Source organism: Bacillus sp. JJ1521, from assembly GCF_036965165.1.
Lineage (GTDB): Bacteria > Bacillota > Bacilli > Bacillales > Bacillaceae_L > Ferdinandcohnia.
Window position 1 is genome coordinate 21,082 of sequence record NZ_JBALOX010000029.1, and the last position, 25,687, is coordinate 46,768.

Below are 25,687 nucleotides of genomic sequence, written 5' to 3' on the forward strand. Positions count from 1 at the left end.
GTCTTTGATCTTACTGCTAGAAAATTCCTTTGAAAAATCGAGGCATCCGCCGGAGGCTTTAATTTTATCAGTAGAAGTAGAACTTCTACTGAATAAAATTAAAAAACCCTCTTCTGATAAGAAGAGGGCATACGTGAATAATTCAAATACACTCTTCTTATCTTTCAAGCTTAGCGCTTGCTGGAATTGGCACAGTACAATAAGTCTGTTGCCGAGGCTTCGAAGGGCCAGTCCCTCCACCTCTCTGGATAAGAATAAAATGGTAATTTAATTGTTGATATTTAAGTTACACTCAAATTTACTTCCTGTCAATCACTTTGTTTAAAAATTTCCAAAAGAGAGAACTTTTAGTTATTTAGTCATAGTTACACAGCACAAAGAACTCAAGTGGTTACAATTATTTTATATATCCGAAGCATTCGCTCGAGTTCGTTCTTTTCTTCAATAGGCAATATTCTCTCCGCTAACGGAAACAGCATATTTTCTTCCTTGGCGAAGTGTTGTGTTAGTGTAGCATATGCTTGGACCGCGTATACGGTAATGGTTTGTGCTTCGTATGCATCCATTGTTTCCTTCGCTTCTGCAGCTTCATCTAAAAAATCCTGAAGATGCTGTTCCGCCTTATGATGCTCATATTCCATCGTTTCGATTGTATGATCATTTTCTCCAAGATGGTGATTCATCATCGGGAACAAGCCTTCTTCCTCACGTTTCGAATGAGCGGCTAACTGACTATTGAAAGCTGAAACCCGCTCGAATAAATCCCAAAATAATTGCAGCACTTCGGGACCGGCTTCAAACTCTATTTCTTCCGCAATCTCATAGAAACGGTCCATGTGTGCTCTCAAAGAAATATGTTCATCCTTTAATTGTTGCAGTGGAGCACTTAATTCAATATTAGGATCCTCTATTATCATTTTAACCCTAGCCTCCTTCACCATTTTTTCGTAACTTATCATTACCTTTTCTTATAGCATATGCTAAATGCACGAAAAATTTAGTGATAGGAATCACGGCAGAGGAGGAACGGGCCCTGTGTCCCTATTTTCGCTTTCTTTTTTCCCAGTTGTTTTTTAGTTCGGGATTTGCGTGTGGAATGACAAAGGTTTCGATTACATGGTTTACGGGTTCTTCGTTTACTAGGTTGTATGTAGAAAGTTTTACTTTTTTATTATTTAAGGTTTGAATCTTAATATATTTTAAGGAAGCTCCCCCCCAATAAATATCTTTTATTTCGCTTATTGGGATCGCTTTTTTCCGACCTTTCAACTTCCCATCTTCAACCGTGAATAAAGCCTTACCGCTCAACATAGCAGATAAAACCTTTAATAAAATGCCTCCGCAAAATAATGTACCGACGATTCCGATGATGATTCCAAAAAAGCCTCTTAAAATACTTGTATTAGGTACAATATAAAAGAGGATAAAAAGTGATACTACAGTCATTAACCCACTTATAAAGACCATACAACCTGCCCAAAGTGGCAGATAGACCACTTCAACCTTATCATTCGTTATTTTTATATTATTTTCCATGTATAAGCTCCTCCTTTTTTTCCTTAATAGCTACTACGTTGTTTTCTAAGAGGAGTTCAATACTTTTTGTATTACATGGTTGAACCTCGAATAGGTCATCCACCTTCTCAATTATCCAATTATCATTTTTTCTGTTCGAAAACATGACAATATTTGTTGCATAAGGCTCCTTGTTTTCGTTAAACTTTAAAAATAGCAAAGTATTTAATAAACCATTTGTCTCTTCCAAAATTTCATTAAAAACTTTCTTCTCTCCCTTGAGTGGCGGTTGTTCAAATTTAACAGTATTATCATTTAACGCTAAAAGTACTTGCTCAAATTCCTCTTGTGATAACTGTAATGGATTTTGTTTCTCCGTACTTTCTCCTATTCGATAATACTCAGTTATTGTGTTGCTAACATCCTCGAATGTGACAAAAGTAAATTCATGTACCATTTCATCATAGAGCAAAACGTGTTGAATTATGCCCTTTTCACCAATGTGAAAGGAGAGCTGTTCCTCTCCTTTACCATCTTCAGCGTGACGTGAGGCCTTAATAGATAGTTCTGAATAATTTAGGGTTGAAATGATACTTTTTAAATCATCTGATAGAGTAAATTTATGATTTTCATAATGTACTAGTTTTTTAGCTAATAGAGATCGACAAGTGATTTGAAGCAGCAGATCCATTTTGTCATCATCGAGTTCTCCAAAATAGACTAGTTTAAGTGCATTTCCTTGTTCGAAATATCCCTCACTATAAAAGCAATAGATTAATTCTTCGATTGAAAGTGAAATTTGTTCCATTTTGTCCTCCTATTTTTCACACAAAAAATCTATATGATTCCTATTCCTTTACTAGTCCCATCTTCTTAACCAAAGCCGAAGAACTTTTTAGAACCACTTAATAAATCTCCCGCGAAGTTCTTTACATTGTTAAAACCTTCTTTTACTTTATCAACGCCTGAACGAACTCCTTCTGTAACCGTATGAATTTGATCTTTAAAATTAACTGCCACATCCTGTGCCCAGCCGGATGTTTTTCCTGCGATAACATCTCCAGCCCAGCTACCTATGAAGCCACCGATGCTAGCACCGACAACAGTTCCTACTGGGCCACCAATAAGAGTTCCCAAGGCACCGCCAATAACAGCTCCTCCAACGGATGCACCTGTTACAACCCCAGTTTTCCAAACTGCTTCACCAACAACCTTTGCATTTTCCTCTTTTAACTTTTCAACGTTCCCACCATAAATGGAATAGTTTTCACTAATTTTAATAGTAGCACCGACTGTCTCAGTTCCAGCCGTTATCACACCAGCTAAAAGGGCATTAGATTTTACCACTTTCAATCCTGATTTTAAAATTCCGCCGGCATGATCTTTTACAATTGAAAGTCCGTTTTTTAGTGTTGTTCCACCCTGTTGAAGAGCCTGTTTCAATCCCGTAACATTGTTACTAAAGTTAACAATGTCACTAGGGAAGAAATTTGCTAACCTCTTATAAAGATGCTCTGATAATGGTTTACTTCCGTACCTAAGAGCTCCATAGGGACTAACCATTAATTTTGCCAAAAAGTGGAACTTCGAATTCTCAATACCTTTGATTGCACTACCTAATGGAAGTTTATATTTTCCAACTAACACATCATCTGCTAAATCAAAACGACGGAGTAGTCCCTCAAGCTGTGTATATTTAAACCCAAGGAGGTGCATAACCCCAGCACCAGCAGAATACTGCAAACCATGTAGTAGATCCTGTATTCGTCCAACAGTATTATTGTAAAATTCATATGCATCACTTGCATAACGCTCTTCTAAAGCCTTTTTTATTAAATTGGTTTCATCGACAATTGCTTTTCCTTTATTATTGACCCTTGCCTCGGTCTCTGAGTACTTTGCAACTGTTGTAGAAGTAAATGTCTTGACCCGATTGACCATATTTTCTACATGTTCTAATTCACGACCAACTCCTGCAAGACTTGAGCTAATTCCGCTTCTAGCTAATATTTGGGGATCTATGCTACCACGTATTGTGGCAATACTACTTTTCGTGCTGGCCAGTTTTGAGAGACTTTGACTCAAATCCCCAATTGAACTATTCACTGCATTTGTTTTAAACACAATTTTTGATGACAAGATTAATCACTTCCTTTTATAAACATTCTTCTTCAGTTAAATCTGTTGCTATTTATATGTCTCATCGATTTTAATCTTTATTCCTAAAAGTTGAAAAACTTTCCATAACATTTCAATTATAAAAGAATGTAAGCACGGAAGAAATAATCTCTTTGACCTATACCAATGCGAAATCTAGTAAAAACCTACTAGATAACAAGGCAGTTCAAATTAGGACATAGGGATAGGTCCACTGTCCCAGAGTTTATTCTTCCTCAAAAACCTTTTTGTAAAAAAGTGGTTGGACGCGGTATCTGTCCCCGCGTCCTAAAATAAATTAATTAAATATTGAATTTTATCAAAACATCGCTAAAAAAATAGTAAAATATTTTGAAGGCTTAACTTTAATTTAATAACTTAGGGAGCGCGTATTATGCTCATAAAGAACTATTATCATAGAATTTTCGTAAACAATGAAGTGAAGGATTTCCTCATAGAAAACAAACTTCTAGTATTTAGTCGTTTAAAGCTAGTATCTCTCGGTCTCATCCTTATTTATGGATATTATTTGTATTGTGATTTCATTTTGTATAAAGGGATATCTGATTCCATTTTTAGATACACCCTTGCTGCCATTCATTTATTTGGTTTTTTATTATCCATATGTTTTTTAGGCTTCTATCCTAAATACAAAAACAATCTACGGTTTATATATTCAAACTGGTCTACTTTTATAATCCATTTTTATATTACGATGTACGTGTTCATGGGTGTTCTTGCATCCCTCAATAGCCAACGTCTAACGGGAAATATCGATGCTTACGTCATTATCTTAATTAGTGTGGCTGTTTTGTTTCCAATCCGACCTAATCACTTTTTAATGATAGTCATTTCAAACCATGTCGTATTTCTAGTGTTTCTATCAAACTTTAGCCACGAAACCTATACTCTAGCTTCAAAACAAATTAATACGACAGCTACAGTCTTAATTTCATGTTTAATTTCCTTCACCCTTTATTTTTTTAAAAAGGAAGGATATATGAATCAATTAAGACTAAAGGAAAATGAAGTAAACTTGCAAAAATTATTTAGAATAAATCCTCTGCCACTTTTCTTAGTTAACCAAGGTAATGGTCAAATTCTATTGATTAATAATGCTGCTTGTGAATATTTCAACATAACTGAAAGTGATCTATATACCCGGGATATTGCCACTTTACTTAACTTGAATGAAGATTGGTCAAAAATGAACGAAATACTCAAATCCTCAAGAAGACTCAAAAACTTTATGGTAGAACAGCGCAACCATCTTGAGGTATCTAGATGGATATTACTAAATGTGGAACGAATCGATTATAAAAATGAGGATTGCCTACTTATTGGTCTAACCGATATTACGGAACTAAAAAGAATAGAAAATGAGTTAACTAAGCAAGCATCCATAGACCCTCTTACTGGTGTTCACAATAGAAGGTTTGGCATGGAGTTTTTACAAGATACATTAAACAGAGTAAATAATGAAAATATAGAGTTCACATTATGCTTTATTGATATAAATAATTTAAAAATAGTAAATGACAAATTTGGTCACCCAGTGGGGGATTCATTAATTCAAATAGTTTGCAATGTCATTAAAAGTGAAATAACCGATCTTGATGTTCTTTTTCGCCTTGGAGGAGATGAATTCATTGTCATCTTTTTCTTAAAGACTCCATCTGATGTGGAAAAGACCTGGAATAATATAATATCTTCTTTAAACCAATTAAATCGCACGAATAAAAATCCTTATCACATTTCAGCTAGCCACGGATTATTTCATGTTAAACCAGGAATGGATACTTCGATAGATTGTATTTTAGATATGGCTGATAAGGAAATGTACAAAGAAAAGACGTTACAAAAAGTAAACTAAGAGAATAATGTCAACTTACACTCTTTCATTCGTCCCTACTTATAGTAGTGGGGACTTTTTTAAGTTTTAATAATGCCTTTATGCCCAATTTTTATTTCATCCTTACAATCTTTTAACAAGTAATCCAATTATTCTTAACAAATACTAAATACTCTTTAAATATTGCTAGGTTACGATCATTATATCCGTCGAATCATTTTGGATTTGGATAGAAAAGAAAAGCTGGAGGCAATCAGATGAAGAACGATAAAAAGCTAAAAATGTTCAGTAAAATTCTTTTAACTGGATTTTTACTAGGTTCAGTTAGTTCAGTAACTGGCAATCAAGCACATGCAAAAATGGACATTCCAAATTCCGATGGGGTTAAAAAAATTGCGGGCTATAGCATTGGTTTAACCAATGAGGATGGCGGTGTTGCTGAAATTGTTAAATATAATTCTGCCAACAAAAAATTTTACGTTATTAACGGTCATGGACAGACAATTGATATTGTTAGTCTTAAAGATTTAACCTCTACAGACACAGTGCAAGAACTGAAAAAAGAAAAATCTATTAATATTGCAGATGTAGTGAACTCTGATACTTTTGCTTATGGAGACTTAACAAGTATTGATATTAATAGCTCTAAGGATGTAATTGTTGCCGCGGTTCAAGATGCGGATTATTCAAAAAACGGGAAAATAGTTGTAATGAATCCTGAGGGTGAAATTCAAAAAACATTCGATGCTGGTGTTCAACCTGACATGGTTAAGATAACATCCAATGGAAAATACATCTTATCAGCGAACGAAGGGGAACCACGTGAAGGTCTTAATGGAGATGACCCCAAGGGATCGATTACGATTGTCGATACAACATCTGGTAAAGTTAAACACCTTACTTTTGATGATACTAGTGTAATTGATAACGATGTACATATTCGTAATAATGGGACAAAAGCAGATGCTAGTAAGGATTTTGAACCTGAATACATCGCGATTTCAAAAGATGGTAAAAAGGCATATGTTTCCCTACAAGAGAATAACGCAATTGCCACAATTGATATTAAAAAAGGCAAGGTTTTATCAGTTAAATCTCTTGGTTATAAAGACCACTCTTTATCAGGAAATGAATTGGATGCAGCTAGAAATGATAAGATAGAAATTGAAAGACTACCGATTTTAGGATCTTATATGCCAGATGGGATTGCGCATGTAACCATCCGTGGTATCGATTATCTTATTACTGCTAACGAGGGCGATGCAACAGAGTGGCCAGAGGATGACTCTGATTTTATCAATGTTGCCGAATTTAAAGATGTTAAGGATTCAATTACACTTAACACTAGTCTATTTAAAGGAATGACAGCAGCAGAATCACAAACTACATTCGATAGAATGAAAAATTCAAAGGATTATAATAAGCTTGAGGTTTTAACAGATCGTGGAAATGATGCCATCTATACATTAGGAGGACGCTCTTTCTCTATTTGGAAGGCTGATACAATGGAACTTGTCTATGACAGTGGAAGTGATTTCGAAACAATCACAGCGGAACGTTTCCCTGAAGTATTTAACTGGTCTAACGACGATAATGCATTCGAAAAGCGCAGTGCAAAAAAAGGACCTGAGCCTGAAGATGTGAAAGTTGGTATGATTGGTAATCAAATATATGCATTTGTAGGACTAGAGAGAATCGGTGGTGTCATGACATATAACATTACCGACCCACAGAATCCACAGTTTGTAAACTATTTAAATACTAGAGATTTTTCGCAAGTGATAGCTGGTGATGTTGCACCTGAAGGACTTGAATTTATTGCACATAATGAAAGTCCAACTGGAAATCCACTCGTTTTAGTAGGAAACGAAGTAAGCGGCACTGTCTCTGTTAATGAAATCCAAGTAAAGCAAGGGAAGCCTGAAAAAACACATCCTGTAAAGAATAACAATCACGAAAACAAACTTAAATAACAATTTATCTAGTACGCAAATATTAGTAGTCATAAAACCTAAAACACACGTCGCCTATCTCTTTGGGATAAGGGACGTGTGTTTTATTTTCAAAAACCTTTATTTAACGGAAAAGCTACTTAATTAGCAACCGAATGCTCTTTAGCTTTCTCCTTTTCTTTAAATCTTCCAATTATTGCACCGCCAAAGAATCCAATTATTGCTGGAATTAACCATGCGAACCCCTTACTGCTCAATGGAATCATCCCAATTAACCGAGATAAAAACGGTATATTTACGGCTGATGTGATAGCTTCAGTTACGCTAATAATCACCGTTAATAACACGGCTCCTTGAAAGGAGGCAGTGTTTGGTAAATGCCTATGGAAGATCCCAACCAATATGACTACTATACAAATCGGGTAGATTGCCAGATAAAGCGGTGTTGCTATAAAAATGATTCGATCTACACCCAATAATGCAATGGCAATGCCGAGTACACAAACAATGGCCGCGGTTGTTTTATAACTTAGTTTCCCATTTGTTAAACTATCAAAAAATTGAGCAACCGCTGTAGTTAAGCCAATCGCAGTAGTCAAACATGCTAATGCCACCACGATCCCTAATCCGTAAAGCCCGCCTTTACCTAATATCGTTTCTACAATCCCTAATAATAGTTCGGCCCTATCTATGTTTTGTGGATACATCCCACTACCTGAAGCCCCTAAATATAAAAGCCCCGAATAGATGATAACTAAAAAAATAAAGGCGACGAGCCCGGCATATGCGGTCATTTTATTTCTTTCCTTTTCAGACCGATATCCTTTGCCAACAATATGTGTAATAAACACACTTGCAACCATAAAACTTACTAATAAGTCTCCAGTTTGATATCCACCAAGAAAGGCATTAACAAAACTACTTGAGATTTCTGTGTCCACTGGTTCTCCAACCGGCGTTATGACTCCATTTATGATAATAGCAATTAAAATGACGACTAATGCTGGTGTTAAAAAAGCTCCCAATTTATCGATAACATTATTCCTGTCATTTACAAAATAATAAGTTAACGCGAAGAAAATGATGACAATAGGTGCTGCCGGAATCGATGGGAAAACTGCCTGAATACCTAATTCATGGGTAACAGCCCCTGTTCTTGGAATGGCGATAAAGCTTGAAAATAACATAATGCCTAGCAGTATCCATTGTGAAAATTTAGGATGTACTTTTTTAGTCAATTGATCTACGGTACCCCCTGCATGAGCGATAATATAAATCGCTATTATAGGGAAAATGACCCCTGAAATAATAAATCCGATGCTGCCGCTAAACCAATCTGCACCCGACTGCAACCCTAAAAATGGTGGAAAAATTAAATTCCCTGCCCCAAAAAATGTTGCAAAAAGCGCGAGTCCAATTATAATGCTATCTCTTAGAGGTTTTTTCATATGTAAATCAGCCCTTTTCTTTTATGTAACTATTTGTTTGAATTACTTTTCAAGAATTTCTTATTAGATAACAGTAGAAAATTTCGAATTCCAAATCAAATGCGCCTTGGCGTATTTGCGCCCGATTTTTAGGCCCATACCATGTGGGTCATGAAGACGTTGCCACAGGACGTGGCGTTTTTAGTCTTTGTTCACTTTATCGGGCATTTACTAGTAGTTGCCCTCCATGAGGGCTTAGTACCAGTTAATGCGGGAAAAACTACCATTGAAAAATCGTGGCATCCGCCGGAGGCTTTAACTTTATTCAGTCGGGGTTTGGACCCCCACTAAACTTTTTACTCATTCTACATTCAACCCCCTCTTATTGTAGAGGACTTCTGCTGAATAAAGTTAAGCAATTCGATTATTCCTCCTTTTCTGAAATATTTGGATAGACTTTGCTGCATTGGCTACCTCGTGCTGGTAACAGTACAGTTATTTGAAAATATTTTTTAAATATAACACATAATTCACAAAAATGGAAATTCAATCTGTCACTCTGACCCATTAAATAAAGTCCGTATAATTGATGGAGAGGATGGGAAATTCATAAATGAGAGGGTCTAAAAAGGGACAGGTTCACTGTCCCAGCTTCTCAAAATGAAGGGGTGCGGAATCGGGGTTTCTAATTTACTCCTAATACTCAGGGCAGTATCTGGATAATCTGTGGTGATTGCGTCAACCTGGAGACTTAGTATATATATAACCCATTTGTAAAAACAATTGTAGGACGCAGCACTTGCGTCCCTCACTCTTATTTTGCATTTTCCAATTCTAGTTTTGCTTTTTCAATCTTTTTTAATCGAACAGCTTCTGAGACTCTTTCATGGAGATCTTCAGCAGTTTCAACTGTGAATTCTCCGTTTGAAATAATTTGTTTTAATTCTTTAATAGTGGAGCATGGTTTTTCAAGTACTGTATAAACCGCACCAAATTGCTTGTAATGATGCGTATCACTTCCACCCACAACTGGTTTATAAAGTTCCTCAGCAAATGAAAAAACATCGCTTATATTTTCATCGATTCCACGTGTATGTAAATCCTTTCCATTTAAATCAAAAGCATCTAACTGCTGTAATAAGATTGGTTCTATTCCTAATAAGGGTGTACTTGGTCTAAAAGGATGAGCACCAATGACCAGCATGTCATACATAGATACAAAGTTTAATAATTTTTCAAACGGAACAAACCGGCCTTCCTCGGTATAGTTGTCTAAGCTAGCACGTAAGGCCCTCACATCTACACGATCGCCGATACATAAAATGTGACCAACCTCTTGGATATCTACTTCCATTCCCGGAAAGACCTTTAACCCTAAAACGTTATAATAGCCATCTTCATAAGGAAAGTTTTCATCTAACGTATCATAAACCTCTTTAAAATTTTTCGTATTAAAATGTTCCGTTAGCGCAACAGCATCTAGACCACTTTCTAGGGCATGCTTCGCCATATTAATATAAAAATCAAGTGAAAAATCAAATCCCTTTGATAGTTTTCCATGTGTATGAAAGTCAAATCTCACTATTAAAGCACTCCTTTATAAAACAAAATGTAAGCAATGTACGATGATTAAATAAAAAAAGGTAATAAATATAAAGGCATAATCATGATAGGTTATTTTTAAATAACTGGTTTTTAGTTGGATGAGATTGCGATTATTCGCTCCATATGTAAAGCCTTTTGTTTCCAACGCTTCTACCGTTGTTCGAGAACGCTTTGCAGTGTTCAAAATTAACGGATAAAAGGAACGAATAAAGATAAATAAGAAATACACAATCTTGCGCCAATATAGAATTCCATTCCGTTCAGGCGCCTTTCCCCTCAGGCGATAAGAAAGAATGATTTGTTGAAACTCCTCAAATAAAGTAGGTAAAATACGATACCCATAAGCAATACTGAAAGAGAGTTTATCAGGAAACCCTAGTCTCAAAAGTGCATCACTAAATCGTTCTGGATTCATACTACTAAAAACAGAAACACTTGCTAGAGAAATAGCTGCTAGTTTAATACTTAACCAAAACATGGGAAGTAACGCCGCAAAATTCCCTCCGAATAATAAAGAAATTAGAAAAAGGAGCCCTACTTCCCCAATTAGCCCTAGCACAAGAACTGTAATAATCAGCGGACTTACTTTAGCTTTATAGGTTAAGTACACCATAAAACAAAAATATCCAATTAAAATAATATGGCTATAAATGAACCATGGTACTATTGCAAAATAGCAATACCAAATGAGTAAGACACGTGGGTCAAGCCTCGTTAACAAATTATCTTCAACACTATAGGCTGTTCTCACAAGTTCATGTTTAATATATTCCAAGGAAAACTTATCCATTTCCAACTAATTCACCTCGTTCTTCAGCAAAATTCCAACATTCCACAAAGGAATCAATTGTTAATTGTAATGGAATTTGAAGATGTTTACTTAGTGAAACAATCTGTGGAACTACTAAACCAGCACGATCCAAGATGTCTTCTTGCCCAAACACATCAGTCGTTGAACCATCTTTAATAAGTTCACCATCATGCATGACAAGAATACGTTTTGCCCATTCTGCGACAAGCTGCATATCATGAGTAGCAATAATAATCGTATCAACTTTCTCTTCCAGCTTTTTAAGCATTTTGATTACATTGTTCTTCGTGGCAATATCTAGATTCGCAGTTGGCTCATCTAAAATCATGATTGAAGGGCTCATCGCAACTCCAATCGCCAACGAAACACGTCGTTGTTGCCCACCACTTAGTAATCGAGCATCACGATCTTGAAGTTCAGTTAAATCGAAATCGGCCAAAATCTGATCCACTTGTGTTAAGTAATCCTGAATTCCCCTTGCCTTCAAATAGTATTCAACTTCCTTCCGAACACTATCATCGATAAACATCTCTTCAGGGTTTTGGTAGATATATGCTACGTGATTCGATAGAATTTCAGGCGTATAATTCTTGATAGGATGATTAGAAAACTCCAACTCTCCATCCGTAAGTTTGACAATCCCGCTGATTACTTTAAGGAGAGTTGATTTACCAGACCCATTATTTCCGACTATTGCAATTTTATCTCCCTTAAAAAATGTAGTCGAAATCCCTTTTAGTGCTGCCTTTTTTTGTTTACTAATGGTTCGATAGTGAACTGCTATATCTCTCAAAGATAGAACCTGCTCTTTATTCTCGTGTTCCGCCGTTAATGCTTCTGTATAGAAAGAAGTTTTATCACTAAAATAATCCACCGCTTCTTCCAATGTAATTGGGTAGTCAGAGTTTTTATCTACACGATAAGCGGCTATGGTTACTTGGGGTGGATAAATTTGTTTGGAAACTAAATCTTCTACACTTGATAGAGCCTCACGGACATTTTTCTTCCAACATACTTTCCCTTGATCCATTAAGACGACGTTGCTGCAATAATTTGCAATAAATTCAGCATGATGTTCAATTGTGATGATCGTTACCCCGTATACTTCATTTAAATGCTTTAACACTTCATATATTTGCGTAGCGTGCTGGGGATCAAGCTGTGAAACAGGCTCATCCACAATGAGTATTTTTGGTTTCATCGCAATTGCGCCTGCTAAAGCGAGTAAATGCTTTTTCCCTCCACTCAATTGCCAAGTAAACTCATCGCTTACATCAGTGAGATCTGTAACTTCTAGGGCCCATTTTCCTCGCTCTTTAAAATCCGATAACCCATAATTTAATGGGGCAAATGAAGCATCGTCAATCACCGTTGGACGTAATAATTGATTCTCAAAGTCCTGGTAGACATATCCGATTAGTTTTGAAAGCTCCGCTACATCATGTTTAGAAGGATCCAATCCATTCACGATGACACCACCTGAAAAATCACCTACATAAAATCGTGGGATAAGTCCATTCATTGTTTTGCAAAGGGTTGATTTTCCCGAACCATTTCCGCCGATAATCGCAAGAAACTCCCCTTCATTGATTGTTAATGAAGCATTATTTAATACTTTTGTATCACTACCAGGATATTGGAAACTTACATTTTGAATTTCAACTAATGGTTTAGCCTGCACGGTTGATATCCTCTTCCGCTTTCGTTTCTTTGCCCTTTTTTAGTAGAAACAGAATGATAGCCAATGAGAAAACAGCGGCCACACCGATCACAATCCAAATTACCTTGTCACCATATAAATCTACAAACTCCGGCTCCCAGACAGCAAATTCAATATCCATTTCACTTAGTGTTTCCGCACCGAAAGCTACAGCTGCTAAGATAATGCTTGTTACGATAAACTTCGGTGTAAATACTTTTCCTGCAGAAATTCGAACTTGACTTGTACGAGGCTTCATCCCTAGTAAAGGTTCAATTTTTCCATATAATCTTGGAACTAAGTACATCGTTGGAAGTAAAACAAATAATGTTCCAGTGAAGATTAAATCAGTTAGAAATTCGACTCCTTCGACAACGACTATACTCTCTGCTAACCCTTCAACTGCTTCGAAATCTTCTACCCCAATAACCACCTTTAAGATATCTACCAATGTAGCAAGTACAAGGAAAATACCATAACCAGTGATTGCTGCAAACCCTACTTGTTTGATATTTTTAGGATTACGAACCATCATTCCCCCAATTGCCATTCCAAGTGAAAATAGAATAAACTTTTCAATTTCTCCAATTCCACCAAATTGTCCAAGCATGAGTTCACCAAAAATAATTTCACCTGTTGATGCACCAATGGCGGCATAAAGTGGATGGAATAAAATACATAATGTCAAAGGAATGAATGCAAAAGCATCAATCTGCAATTCGATTGGACCTAGTTTTAATGAAGGAACTAATTCTGTAAACATATTACTTAACCCGTATAGACACATTGACAAAATAAAGACCATCATCTTTTGAGACTGCGTTAATTCATATGACTTTTTCAGCATAAAACTTCCTCCTAATCTATTTATCTCCATCATTGTAAGCAACCATTGTTAACCTCGTATTAACATATTTTGTTATTAGAGTAAATTAGAGTAAAGGATGGGACAGGGGGATATTTTCATCAGCCCAGGAATTTTTTATAAAAAATAGTAGGACGCGGTAACCGCGTCCCTTTGAACTCTTTATACTAGCTTTGTCTGTTCGTTTCTAATCCGTATTGCCCTATCCGGAAAATCAGTTATAATAGCACCCACTTGCATTCTAAGTAATCTATCAATCTCATTTGGTTCATTGACAGTCCAAACTCTTACTTTATCGTAATGATCTTGCAAACACGCCTCGTTGTCTTCATTTGTCCTCTTGTTAAGATAATTTATTATTTCTATTGGTAAGTACATAGGGAATTGTTTGTTTAATTGTAGTAGCTGCTGAAATATCTCTCTTTGAGGTAAGAGTATCGATTTGTTTAAATGTAAAGCTTCCAAATCTAACACATTAAGATAATCGTGTGGAAGGGAAATTCCATCATTTAGTAACCAAGCTATTTTCACACTTGGATCGAGCTGCTTTATTCGTAAAATCGAAGGCAAATGGAACGAAGAATAAATCACATTCCGATTGTTTCCATACTGTTCAACGATTTTTAAAATCTTCTCCTCAATTCCTACGTAAGGGACAGAATAGGTTTTTAATTCAATATTAAGTTCAATCTGAAACGGAGCCAATACGTCTAGAACCTCTCCCAAGGTTGGTACCTGTTCGTTATCCCAGGCTTCTTCATACTCTCGATAGTGAGTGAAGGGTTTTCCTGCACTATATTGTTTGATTTCTGCCAAAGTCAAATCTTTAATCCAGCCCACACCATTTGTCGTTCGGTCAAGAGTTTCATCATGAATCACAACAACTTCCCCATCTCTTGTTAAATGAACGTCTAATTCTAACCCATCAACACCTTGCTCAATCGCTGTTTTAAAACTTAGTAAAGTATTTTCCGGATATAGTCCCTTAGCTCCACGGTGTCCATAAATTTTTGTCATCGATACCCTTCCCTTCTTTTCGTTTTATAAAAGAAAAAAGTGTGGTATACACACTTTTTTCTCGTTCAATACAATCGATCAATTATTTAGCTCTAGCTTTATTCGCTTGTTCAATTGCTTTATTGAATTGATCCACTGCTGTACTGTAAGCTTCTTCTACAGATCCGCCATTATATACGGATTCAAGAGCTGTTTCCATTACTTTTCTTCCTTGAGGAAGCATATCCATTAATGCACCTTGTGTAGCAAATGATGATTTAGCTGCTTGCAATTGTTCAACTGTTACACGTAATTGTGGCTTTGCAGTATGAGCATCTTTTACTAATTGTTCCTCGTATGCATTTGGGTTAATAGCAAAATACCCTGTACCAACATGCCATTTAGCTTGAACTTCAGGAGTTTGTAAATATTTCATAAATTCCCATGCTGCTTTTGTTTCTGCTTCTAGTTTTTCATCAATCATCCAAAGGCTTGCTCCCCCAATTACAACCCCTTCACGCTCCTTATTTTCAGGGTGTGGAAGGAAAGCAATCCCTACTTCAAAAGGAGCATTATCGATAACATCTCTTGCACTTGCTGAAGATTGCAAGAACATAGCTACATCTCCTGCTAAGAATCCAGCAACCATGTTATCACCATTTGTTCCATAATTCGCAAATGTACCGGCATCTACCATTCGTTTAACCCATTCAAAAATGGACTTTCCTTCTTCCTCTGTCCAGCCAATTTCAGTTGGTGTATCCGAACGACCGTTGTCATTGTTTAGTAGTAATGCACCTTGATTTGCTAATAATTGCTCCCATAACCAGCCATAAGCTTGTAAAGCGAAGCCTTTCATTTTAGGATTTGATTCAGCAATTGCTTTACCGGCTTTTTCAACTTCTTCATAAGTTGCTGGTGGTGTTTCTGGGTCTAAACCAGCCGCAGTAAATGCATCCTTGTTATAATACATAACTGGTGTAGATGAGTTAAACGGCATTGAATAAAATGTTCCATCTAATGAGTAGTAATTAATAATGTTTTCTTCTAATCCACTCATATCGTAACCATCAGCATCTACTAATTCCTGAATCGGTTTGATATTACCACTATTAATCATAGACATCGTTCCAATTTCAAACGTTTGGATCATGGTTGGTGCACTATCAGTACCAGCAACAGCATTAAATTTAGTTAATGATTCATCATAGGTACCTTGGTACTCCGCATTTACTTGAATCTCTTCCTGTGAATTATTGAAATCTTCAACAATACTATTTAATGCTTCTTGACCCGCTCCACCCATGGAGTGCCAGAATGTCACTGTCTGTTTTTCACTTTTTTCTTTAGAATCCGAGCTTTTACCTGAATCTGAGTTATTGGAGCTATCTCCAGATGTAGAATCTCCTCCACAAGCTGCCAATAGTAAAAGCATACCTACTGCAAGTAACATCAGTATTTTTTTCATTTTAACTGCTCCTTTGTTTTTGGTATATTTTCGAGGGATTTGTTATTTTACTGCACCCTCTGTTAAACCTGTTTGTAGCTTCTTTTGTCCAAGGAAAAGTAAAATTAAGGTTGGGATGATTACGATAACTGCACCAGCCATAATAACGCCCCAATCATTTAATTGTTCCTGGGTTTGTAATTGCTTCAAGCCTATCTGCACGGTTCGGACCGTATCGTTGGTGGTAGCCAAAAGTGGCCATAGATACATATTCCAAGATGTCAAAAAACCGTAAATCCCTAATGTAACTAGGCTTGTCTTTGACACAGGCAGTACGACTGTTAAGTAAAATCTAAAATCACCAATTCCAGCAATTTGACTTGCTTCCCTTAATTCTTTAGGAATTTGTTTGAAATTTTGTCGCAACAAAAATGTTCCAAAGGTTGTTGCAAAGAATGGAATCGTTAAACCAGCATAGCTATTAATCCAACCTAAATCACGTATGATGTGAAAGTTTGGAATAATCGACGCCTCAAAGGGAACCATCATTGTTGCAATAAAAAGATAGAACAGAACATCTCTCCCTTTAAACTCTAAAAATACAAAAGCATAAGCTGCTAGACTTGATAAAGCCAATTGTCCAAGCATTATCGCAATCGACACTACAAAACTATTAAACAAATATTTAAATAAAGGAAAACGTTCAAAGGCAGCAACATAATTATCCACTATAAGTGTAGTCGGCATGCTAGCAGTCAAAATATCTTGGTTTGTCATGAAACTCATGACAATCGCCATTACGGCCGGACCGGCAATTAGAATGGCTGAGACGATCAACAATAGATAGAAGATTACTTTTCTTCCAAATGGCATCATCATTGATAGTGGACCCTCCTCTCACCCAGCTTAAATTGCAGTGCAGTCATCAATAAAATAAGAATGAATAACACAATCGCCTGGGCACTAGCTGAGCCGAATTGATAATTCACAAATGCCTCACGGTAAATGGAATATACAATCAAATTTGTCTCATTTGCTGGTCCGCCTTGGGTTAAAATATCGATTTGACCAAAGGTTTGGAACGAATTAATAATCGAAACGGTAATCACAAAGAATAATGTCGGTGAAAGCATTGGAACTGTGATTCTTCTAAACTTATAAAAATATCCTGAACCCTCAATATCTGCACTTTCATATAATGAGGTATCAATGGATTGTAATCCACCTAACAAAATTAAGAATGTAAACCCAATATTCATCCAAATCGTAGTAATCGCAATCGCAATCATTGCCCATTTTGGATCCGTAAGCCAGCCTATTGATTCTGCTCCAAAAACCTTAAGTATTTGGTTTAATAACCCCATCGTAGGGTTAAATAAGTACAGCCAAAATACAGATGCTGCAGCAACCGATACTCCCATCGTTGATGTAAAAATGGTTCTAAAAAAACCAATACCCTTTAATTTTTCATTGGAAATGACGGCTAAAAACAAACTGACAATAACCGTTGCAGGTACCGTATAAATCACAAATAAAAAAGTATTTTTAAAGCTTTTTAGAAAAATAGGGTCTGAAAACATATATAAATAGTTTTCCAATCCAACAAATACAGTTGTTGCTCCCTTTGCATCTGTTAAAAAGAAACTTAAATACATTGTCTTAAACAAAGGGTAAAACACAAAAACACTAAACAAAACAATAGATGGTAATAAAAATAATATCCCTTTGAGCATACTAGACATACGTTTTTGCTTTTTTGCTCGTTCAATTTGAACAGCAAAGGTTTCTTTTTCTTCAATGATTGGACTTAACATACTCATATCGCTATAACCTCTTGTTTCTTTCCAAGTTCAGCAGATTTAAGTAACTCTCCTGTATCTCCATCAAAGAATAATAGGTATTGGGGCATGATTTGTACAGGTACCTTTTGTCCGTAACGGACATCCCATTGTCCTGGCCATTTTGCCGTCCATAATTCTGAACCAACATCAAAAGAAATGGATGTTTCATTTCCTAATTGCTCTATATTAACTGCTTCTAAATATGTAAGATGATCTTCTTTTTCAAAACCTGAAAATAAATGCTCTGCACGAATTCCAACAACTAAGTTCCGATCTCTCGGCACATCCTTTACAATTATTGGATCGACTGATATATGTATTTGATTTTCTATAATGAGCTGGGAACTATCTTCCGAAAATACAGCATTCCCTAGGTTCATCTTTGGTGAACCGATAAATGACGCAACGAATAAATTTTCTGGTTCATTATATAAGGTAATCGGTTTACCCACTTGTTGGATTTTGCCTTCATTTAGCACCATTATTCGGTCACCCATCGTCATTGCTTCAACTTGGTCATGAGTAACATAGATCATCGTTAACCCTAGACGTTTTTGCAATCTACGAATTTGAACCCGCATATTTGCACGAAGCTTTGCATCCAAATTAGAGAGTGGCTCATCCATTAAACATAAAGGGGCATGACTTACAACAGAACGTCCAAGTGCGACCCGTTGTCTTTGACCTCCGGAAAGTTCCCTTGGTTTCCGCTTCAATAATTCGCTTAAGCCCAACATTTCTGCTGCTTCTTTAAGTCTTCTTTGCTGTTCTTGCTTCTCTACCTTTCTAGCACTTAAGCCAAACAGAATATTTTGCGCAACCGTTAAATGTGGATATAATGCGTAATTTTGAAAGACCATTGATAAATCCCGACTTTTCGGCGGGAGATGGTTTACTACTTCATTTTTAATCTTTAAGATTCCCCCTGAAATTTCTTCAAGCCCTGCTATCATCCGAAGCAACGTACTCTTCCCAGAACCTGAAGGACCGACAAGTACGAAAAATTCTCCTTCCTCAATTGAAACATTGATCCCATTTAATACATCTTTTTGTTTATCATACGATTTAAAGATGTCAGCCAACTCAACCTGACTCATGCCAATCCTCCTTTCGAATTACAAAACCATTTAATCACAATTAGTGCTCAAAAAAAGCTGATTTACAGATTCTTAGCAATCTTTAACACGAGGTTGAAAAAATGGGATTTAACTTCATAAACTAAACGAATTTTTTACAAAAAATAAGACCGATGCGCTATTTACATCGGGATAGAGGGCCATGTTTATCGTCCCAAGTATTTATTTTGTATTTGTAGAAATGGTCTGGACTCGGTATTTGTACCCGCGTCGCACCAAAACTTTTTATAAAAACTCTTTACTTCAAAAAGTAGAGCGTTTACAATATTACTGTAAGAACAAATATTTTCCATTAGGGGGTATGTATGATGAAAAGAATGTTAAACGTTTATCAAATAAATTTCATAGTACAGCCCATGGGGAATTTGTGAGTCTTCTTTACTTTTACATGAGAAAGATTGTAGTATAATCCAAATTATTATTTTGTTCATTCACAACCATGGGCTGCCGTTTCTCAGTCGATGGTTTTTTATTTTTTAGAATGAATTTTTTCATTTGAAATAAACCGTATTCGATGCGGTTTATTTTTTTACTTTAAAATTGGAGGCGCTACAATTGAATTTACAACTATTAGGATGGAATTCATATTTTGAAGATACTTTTGAAGAATACAAACAACAAGGATTTGAAGTTGCAAGAGTTGCATTAGAGCATAAAAGGCTATATAGAGTTTTATCTGACCACGGTGAGCTATTGGCGGAGGTGTCTGGCAAACTAAGGTTTCAAGCATTAGAACGTCAGGATTTTCCGTCTGTAGGGGATTGGGTTGTAGTTAGTCCAAGACTCCATGAACAAAAAGCAACGATTCATGGTATTTTACCCCGGAAAAGTAAGTTTTCCAGAAAAGCTGCCGGAGGAACAACTGAGGAACAAATTGTAGCCGCAAATGTTGATACAGTTTTCCTCGTAAATGCATTAAATGCTGACTTCAATGTCCGCCGGATTGAAAGATATGTGCTAACTGCCTGGGAAAGCGGAGCAAATCCGGTGATTATTTTAAGCAAAGCTGATTTATGTGACGATGTAGATGAAAAGATCGGGCAGGTTGAGACAGTCGCATTTGGTGTGCCCATCCACGCCATAAGTGCTGAACAGAATATCGGGATGGAGCAGCTTACCCCTTATATAAGCGAAGGAAATACTATTGCGTTACTAGGATCATCCGGAGTTGGAAAATCAACAATCACCAATGCTTTATTAGGACTGGATAAACAAGAAGTCCAAACGATTCGCGAAGGTGATGATCGCGGACGGCATACAACTACTCATCGTGAATTAATCGTCTTAGACAGCGGTGGAATTTTAATTGATACACCCGGGATGCGTGAGCTACAGCTCTGGGATGCTAATGAGGGATTTCACCAAAGCTTTTCAGATATAGAAGAACTATTCGAAAACTGCCGTTTCAGAGATTGCACTCATACGAAGGAACCTGGATGTGCTGTCCAGGAGGCACTTTCTGAAGGTACGTTGGATGAAGGCAGATTCACAAGCTATGTAAAACTGCAAAAAGAGCTTGCTTTCTTAGAAAGAAAAGAAAATCGACGTGTTGCACTAGCAGAAAAAGCAAAGTGGAAGCAAATCTCAAGCACCCAAAAAAAGAATAAAAATAAATAATTTAGTTTATCAAGTCAGCCTTAAGGCAAGTGGATTTTCAGCATGTTCCAATATCATTTGTGATTTGATTTTCTCAAAATATGGAGGGATATTATTGAAAACATTTTTTCGTTATAACTGGATGGTAAGAGAGGAATGGTATCGGTGGTGTGAAGAACTAAGTGAGGAGGAACTTCTACGCCCCAGAACTGGAGGAGTAGGCAGTATACTCCAAACACTCTTCCATATAATTGATGTGGAATGGAGCTGGATTCGCCTTTTACAAGGTAAAACAGATTATGAGGAGAGTTTTGATGATTTTAAAAGCTTGATTCTGGTTCGGAAATTGGACTCCGAATTCCGAAGCGAAGTGGAGAATTTTGTGAACAACTGGGATGACAGTATGGAAAATCAATTATTTTACGATACCCTACCAAACGGAAAAATTGTAACAGACACTTGGGGTGAGGTAATGCGACATGTTATAGCACATGAAATTCACCATATAGGTCAACTATCTGTCTGGGCTAGAGAAATAGGGAAAAAACCTGTGTCTGCAAATTTCATTGGTCGTGGCCTTATCTCTCAATCGAATAAATAAAAATATATAGAGCGAGGGCCGATTATCCCTCGCTTTTGACTTTAAGATTCTGCCATTACAGGTTTTCCTGCTTCTATTAATACTTTATTTTGACCTAGAAAAATGGCTAATATAACTATAAATATTCCCGTTCCTACTAGCAGCCATTCAATTTTGATGAAATCTGCAATTGGACCAAATATGAGCATTCCAAGTGGCATCATCGAGGTTGAGATCATCCCCATGACTCCAAAAACTCTTCCTAAATAATCTTCTTCTACTTTCTCCTGTAACATAACAGTGGCTGGTGTGTTAAAAATCGGCATGGCAACGCCAAATAAAGCCATGAAGGCAAAATAGATCCAGAAGTTCGGAACGATTCCAAGTGCAAAAGTACAAACTCCCATAATAATACTTGCGAATCCTAATGTTTTAATTTTATTTGGAAAGCCTCCCCAGGAAGCGATTATTCCTCCCCCTACCATCATGCCAATGGAGAAGGCAATTTCGATTGCTGCTAATCGCCATTCGTCAGCACCAAAACTGCGTGTAACCTGCAGAGGCGTCAAAAATGCCGCTGGTGCCATTAACACAAAGAATACCGCAAAGAATAAGAAGAATGTCTTTAAAAAGTTGTGGTTTTTCACATATTGTAACCCTTGTTTAAAATCACTAAAGTAGCTTGTTGTTTGTTTTTCAGTTGCCTTCTCATGTACAGAAATTTTCAAGAAAACAAGAAGTGTAAAAATCGCAATTGCTGCCGTAATGACATCGATGAAGAAGATCATTTCAATCGAGGTCAATCCTAATAGCGCTGCACTGACCATTGGTGATATGAACATAATCACTGCTTGAATACTTCCATTTGCTCCGTTCACCTTCGTCAGTTTATCCTTTGGAACAATTTGCGGTAGAATCGCACCGACAGCTGGCATTTGAATTCCCGTTCCAATGGCACGAACCGCTGCCATTACAAAAAGGAGCCAGATTGCATCAAAACCCATTAAAAAGAGAATCGCAAGGATTAATGTAGCAAATGCGATAAGTGAATCTGCTACAATAATCAGCATTTTACGGTTATAGCGATCCGCCCAAACCCCTGCAACTGGTGACAAAATAAAGGTTGGAATAAAACCACAAATGATAAACAACGTCATCATCAAACCGGATTCCGTCTTTAAAGTAATGTGCCACATAATGGCGTATTGAACCAAAGACGATCCAAAAAGTGAGATTGTCTGGCTACTTAAAAAGAGAACTATGTTCTTCAGCCAATTCTCCTTAAGATTTTTTTCTACTGTATTCATGAACTAACAACTCATTTCTGTTAATATTTTTTAAATATACACTTCACCTACATCCATCAACTTCGTGCCAATTCAAAATCATTCGTGTTTTTAGACAACAAAAAAAGAAGGAACACTCGCCCCCTCTTTTAAAATAACCGTTAAATATAGGTTTCCTTAAAATTAGACAGACCAATCCCGTTGCTCTGAACGTAGGCAGAGCTCTCATACGTATTCAATTAACGAATGAAAGTTGGGAATCGTAATCTCATTGATGCTGTCACAAGGAAAACCTCCATTTCTTTATAATCGATACAATAATAACAAAAGTGACCTTTAAATACAATTACTTTTTAGGCAGAGAAACAGTACATCTTCCCGTTTTCCCCCATAATAATAGACCCCCATACGGGAGTCTATATCCTTTTCAACCTTATTAAGTATAGGGAGAACTTTTACTTTTCCTCTTGATCCACAGCGTCATCGGCACCTTCCCCAACTTTATTACCCAATGCCCCGCCAGCAATAGCTCCAGCAACAGTACCAAGTGGACCTAACACAGATCCTACTACAGCACCCGCAGTTGCACCGGCACCAGTACCTAGTGCCTCACCAGCATTGATATCATCGCGATTACGTTTGTTGTCAGCCAATTATTCCACCTCCTCGTTTGGAAATGCTTTTGAAGTTCACATTTCCTTAAAGAATAGTTTGCTCAAAGTGATTACCCATTTATCACGAGTTTATTTCCTCATTTCCCCAATACGTTCAGTCACATTTAATTTATAACGTTTTTATCTTTTGTTTATATATAAGTAAATAAATTAAAGTAATGTTTGATCAACATTTGACAACACACTAACTTTAACTTAATATATTTGTAATTACACAAACAATTTTATATTACGTTTGCCTTATATTAAACTTTGAACGGACGTGTTTAAACAGTGGATATTTCAGAACGTTTTTGGAGCGCCTCATTAGAGGAACTTAAACAGGGGTATATTCAAGAGTCAGATTCATATATTTGCCTTTTATGTGGCGAGAAAATAGAAAAAGGAATCATTTACCCTCTAGAAGGAATTTTTTATGAAGCAGAGAGGTATATGCGTATTCATATCGAAAGTTCCCACCAATCCGTATTTGATTATTTAATAAACCTTGATAAAAAACTGACAGGACTTACCGATCATCAGAATCAACTACTTCGTCTTTTTTATCAGGGTAAAAGCGATAAAGAGGTTCAGGCTGAGATGGGAATTGGCAGTACCTCTACAGTTAGGCATCATCGTTTTGCGCTGAAAGAGAAAGAACGTCAAGCAAAGACTTTTTTAGCCATTATGGAGCTTTTAAAAGAGAAAGACCAGTATGCACCAGCATTTGTCCCGCCACATAAAACAGCGAAAATGATCGATGATCGATATGCTGTTACGGAAGCCGAACAACAAGCAATCAGTAGAAAGTTTTTACCTGAAGGGATAAATGGACGATTAATAAAATTTCCACCAAAAGAAAAACAAAGGCTTGTTATCCTTCGAGAAATTACAAAGAGATTTGAAAAGGATCGAATTTATACAGAAAAAGAAATCAATCAAATTTTACACGCAATATACGATGATTATATCTTGATTAGGAGATATTTAATCGAATACGGCCTTTTAGAAAGAAAATCAGATGGAAGTCAGTACTGGCTAAAAAAATAGTGGGACAAAGGGACAGGTTCCTTGTCCCAACTAGGAATACCCATTGAAAGGGAGAATCTAAAATGGAACGAAAGAAAGAATTGAAACAACAATACAAAGAAACCCCCATTGAGGCTGGTGTTTATCAGATTAAAAACAATCAAAACGGGAAGCTTTTCGTCGGAAGCACCAGAAATTTTAAAACGTTAAACGGGTTAAAATTCAGTCTAGATGCAGGCACAGCCTCACCTACGAACAAAGAGCTACAAGAGGACTGGAGTCATTATGGGGCAAGTGCATTCAGTATTGATATATTAGAAACACTCAAAAAGAAAGATGACCCGTATTTTAATGAAAAAGAATCCTTGTTAGAACTTGAGAATAAATGGTTAGACCAGCTCCGACCATATGAAGAACGGGGATATAACAAGAAGAAGACCCGTTAATTAAGGGAAAGAGGTTCATTGTCCCATGAATTTTTCGTGACTTTTCTGTAAAAAAATGGGGGACGCGGCTGTTCCCGCGCCCCTATATAGACTAGTTTATTAAACCATGTGTTTTCAAATATTCTTTAGAAACTTCAAAAGGACTTTTACCTTCTACATTCACTAGATAATTCATTTCTCTCATTTCATCATCCGTTATTTTCCCTGATAATTTATTTAAAGCCTCTGTGATTTCAGGATACTTCTTGACTGTTTCTTCACGTAATAATGGGGCCCCTTGGTAAGGTGGGAATAAATGTTGATCATCTTCCAACACTTTAAGATTATATTGTCGCAGTTCACTATCAGTTGAATAGGCATCAACTAAATTAATCTCACCTGATTCGACTGCTACATAGCGTAATTTCGGCTCCATCGTTACGAGATTGGGGAACTGAATGCCGTACAATGACTGGATACCTAGGTACCCATCTTCACGGTCTGAAAATTCCAAGGTAAAACCAGCATTAATTTTATCTTCTATACCTTTCAAATCGGAAATGGTTTCTAACCCATATTCATCCGCAAAATCATTTGGGACTGCCAAGGCATATGTGTTATTAAACTGCATTGGTTTCAGCAAGACCATATTAAAGTGCTCCAATAATCCATCCCTTGCTTGTTGATAGACCTGTTGGCGATCTGTACTGTTTGCTGTTTCTTTTAAAAACTCTGAAATGGCTGTTCCTGTAAACTCCGGATAAATATCGATGTCCCCCGATTTAAGTGCGTTGAAGACAAAAGACGTTTTTCCC

The 25,687-nt window shown here is 36.6% G+C and carries 23 protein-coding genes and 1 riboswitch; of the genes, 6 read left to right on the plus strand and 17 right to left on the minus strand.

Annotated elements, in window-relative coordinates; genetic code table 11:
* Positions 1–154: 154 nt before the first annotated feature.
* Positions 155–255: riboswitch (SAM riboswitch) on the minus strand.
* A gap of 128 nt (positions 256–383) precedes the next feature.
* From V7147_RS05410 to V7147_RS05425, 4 genes are all read right to left on the minus strand, one after another.
* Positions 384–917, minus strand: a complete 534-nt coding sequence (locus tag V7147_RS05410) for a hemerythrin domain-containing protein (protein ID WP_335366839.1) — start codon at positions 915–917, stop codon at positions 384–386.
* Between the two features lie 124 nt (positions 918–1,041).
* Positions 1,042–1,536 carry a YfjD family protein gene (locus V7147_RS05415; RefSeq protein ID WP_335366840.1) on the minus strand — a complete coding sequence of 165 codons (495 nt, stop codon included), beginning with the start codon at positions 1,534–1,536 and terminating at the stop codon, positions 1,042–1,044.
* On the minus strand, positions 1,526–2,323 hold the full coding sequence (locus V7147_RS05420; RefSeq protein WP_335366841.1) for a hypothetical protein: 798 nt from the start codon (positions 2,321–2,323) through the stop codon (positions 1,526–1,528). The genes V7147_RS05415 and V7147_RS05420 overlap by 11 nt, the downstream gene beginning before the upstream one ends.
* Before the next feature lie 65 nt (positions 2,324–2,388).
* The gene (locus V7147_RS05425; protein WP_335366842.1) at positions 2,389–3,654 is read right to left on the minus strand and encodes a hypothetical protein; all 1,266 of its coding nucleotides are present in this window, start codon (positions 3,652–3,654) and stop codon (positions 2,389–2,391) included.
* Positions 3,655–4,672: 1,018 nt separating this feature from the next.
* Here V7147_RS05425 and V7147_RS05430 point away from each other — a divergent pair.
* Both V7147_RS05430 and V7147_RS05435 read left to right on the plus strand, forming a co-directional pair.
* Positions 4,673–5,545 carry a sensor domain-containing diguanylate cyclase gene (locus tag V7147_RS05430; protein WP_335366843.1) on the plus strand — a complete coding sequence of 291 codons (873 nt, stop codon included), beginning with the start codon at positions 4,673–4,675 and terminating at the stop codon, positions 5,543–5,545.
* A gap of 236 nt (positions 5,546–5,781) precedes the next feature.
* Positions 5,782–7,497 carry a choice-of-anchor I family protein gene (locus tag V7147_RS05435; RefSeq protein ID WP_335366844.1) on the plus strand — a complete coding sequence of 572 codons (1,716 nt, stop codon included), beginning with the start codon at positions 5,782–5,784 and terminating at the stop codon, positions 7,495–7,497.
* Positions 7,498–7,616: 119 nt separating this feature from the next.
* On the opposite strand, the gene brnQ is transcribed toward V7147_RS05435, so the two are convergent.
* The 10 genes from brnQ to V7147_RS05485 all read right to left on the minus strand — a co-directional run bounded on the left by brnQ (position 7,617) and on the right by V7147_RS05485 (position 19,264).
* Positions 7,617–8,924, minus strand: coding sequence for a branched-chain amino acid transport system II carrier protein (gene brnQ / locus V7147_RS05440; RefSeq protein WP_335366845.1), 1,308 nt, complete (start codon positions 8,922–8,924; stop codon positions 7,617–7,619).
* Positions 8,925–9,717: 793 nt separating this feature from the next.
* Complete coding sequence (locus V7147_RS05445; protein ID WP_335366846.1) at positions 9,718–10,485, minus strand: PHP-associated domain-containing protein; 768 nt, start codon at positions 10,483–10,485, stop codon at positions 9,718–9,720.
* Positions 10,486–10,500: 15 nt separating this feature from the next.
* Positions 10,501–11,298, minus strand: coding sequence for an energy-coupling factor transporter transmembrane component T family protein (locus tag V7147_RS05450; protein ID WP_335366847.1), 798 nt, complete (start codon positions 11,296–11,298; stop codon positions 10,501–10,503).
* A complete protein-coding gene (locus V7147_RS05455) occupies positions 11,291–13,000 on the minus strand; it encodes an ABC transporter ATP-binding protein (RefSeq protein WP_335366848.1) in 1,710 nt (569 codons plus the stop codon). The genes V7147_RS05450 and V7147_RS05455 overlap by 8 nt, the downstream gene beginning before the upstream one ends.
* Entirely contained in the window at positions 12,990–13,865 is an 876-nt protein-coding gene (locus tag V7147_RS05460; protein WP_335366849.1) for a cell division protein FtsQ, read from the minus strand. Before V7147_RS05460 ends, V7147_RS05455 begins: the two co-directional genes overlap by 11 nt.
* A gap of 180 nt (positions 13,866–14,045) precedes the next feature.
* Positions 14,046–14,900: a glycerophosphodiester phosphodiesterase gene (locus V7147_RS05465; protein ID WP_335366850.1), complete on the minus strand. Its 855-nt coding sequence runs from the start codon at positions 14,898–14,900 to the stop codon at positions 14,046–14,048.
* Between the two features lie 82 nt (positions 14,901–14,982).
* Positions 14,983–16,347: an ABC transporter substrate-binding protein gene (locus tag V7147_RS05470; RefSeq protein WP_335366851.1), complete on the minus strand. Its 1,365-nt coding sequence runs from the start codon at positions 16,345–16,347 to the stop codon at positions 14,983–14,985.
* Between the two features lie 42 nt (positions 16,348–16,389).
* Positions 16,390–17,199 carry a carbohydrate ABC transporter permease gene (locus tag V7147_RS05475; RefSeq protein ID WP_438824551.1) on the minus strand — a complete coding sequence of 270 codons (810 nt, stop codon included), beginning with the start codon at positions 17,197–17,199 and terminating at the stop codon, positions 16,390–16,392.
* A 2-nt stretch (positions 17,200–17,201) separates the two neighbouring features.
* A complete protein-coding gene (locus V7147_RS05480; RefSeq protein ID WP_438824552.1) occupies positions 17,202–18,068 on the minus strand; it encodes a carbohydrate ABC transporter permease in 867 nt (288 codons plus the stop codon).
* A 74-nt stretch (positions 18,069–18,142) separates the two neighbouring features.
* Positions 18,143–19,264: an ABC transporter ATP-binding protein gene (locus V7147_RS05485; protein ID WP_335366853.1), complete on the minus strand. Its 1,122-nt coding sequence runs from the start codon at positions 19,262–19,264 to the stop codon at positions 18,143–18,145.
* A gap of 594 nt (positions 19,265–19,858) precedes the next feature.
* Between V7147_RS05485 and rsgA the strand changes: the two genes are divergently transcribed.
* Positions 19,859–20,920 (plus strand): ribosome small subunit-dependent GTPase A, encoded by a 1,062-nt coding sequence (gene rsgA / locus V7147_RS05490; protein WP_335366854.1) that lies wholly within the window; start codon positions 19,859–19,861, stop codon positions 20,918–20,920.
* A 94-nt stretch (positions 20,921–21,014) separates the two neighbouring features.
* On the plus strand, positions 21,015–21,500 hold the full coding sequence (locus tag V7147_RS05495; RefSeq protein WP_335366855.1) for a DinB family protein: 486 nt from the start codon (positions 21,015–21,017) through the stop codon (positions 21,498–21,500).
* Positions 21,501–21,541: 41 nt separating this feature from the next.
* Here the strand turns inward: V7147_RS05495 and V7147_RS05500 are convergent, their stop codons facing one another.
* A complete protein-coding gene (locus V7147_RS05500) occupies positions 21,542–22,786 on the minus strand; it encodes an MFS transporter (RefSeq protein ID WP_335366856.1) in 1,245 nt (414 codons plus the stop codon).
* A gap of 434 nt (positions 22,787–23,220) precedes the next feature.
* Entirely contained in the window at positions 23,221–23,418 is a 198-nt protein-coding gene (locus V7147_RS05505; RefSeq protein WP_335366857.1) for a glycine zipper domain-containing protein, read from the minus strand.
* Between the two features lie 294 nt (positions 23,419–23,712).
* Here V7147_RS05505 and V7147_RS05510 point away from each other — a divergent pair, with 294 nt between their 5' ends.
* The gene (locus V7147_RS05510) at positions 23,713–24,468 is read left to right on the plus strand and encodes a DUF2087 domain-containing protein (RefSeq protein ID WP_335366858.1); all 756 of its coding nucleotides are present in this window, start codon (positions 23,713–23,715) and stop codon (positions 24,466–24,468) included.
* A gap of 62 nt (positions 24,469–24,530) precedes the next feature.
* A complete protein-coding gene (locus tag V7147_RS05515; protein WP_335366859.1) occupies positions 24,531–24,893 on the plus strand; it encodes a GIY-YIG nuclease family protein in 363 nt (120 codons plus the stop codon).
* A 91-nt stretch (positions 24,894–24,984) separates the two neighbouring features.
* Here the strand turns inward: V7147_RS05515 and V7147_RS05520 are convergent.
* A partial coding sequence (locus V7147_RS05520; RefSeq protein WP_335366860.1) for a glycine betaine ABC transporter substrate-binding protein occupies positions 24,985–25,687 on the minus strand: 703 nt, incomplete at its 5' end.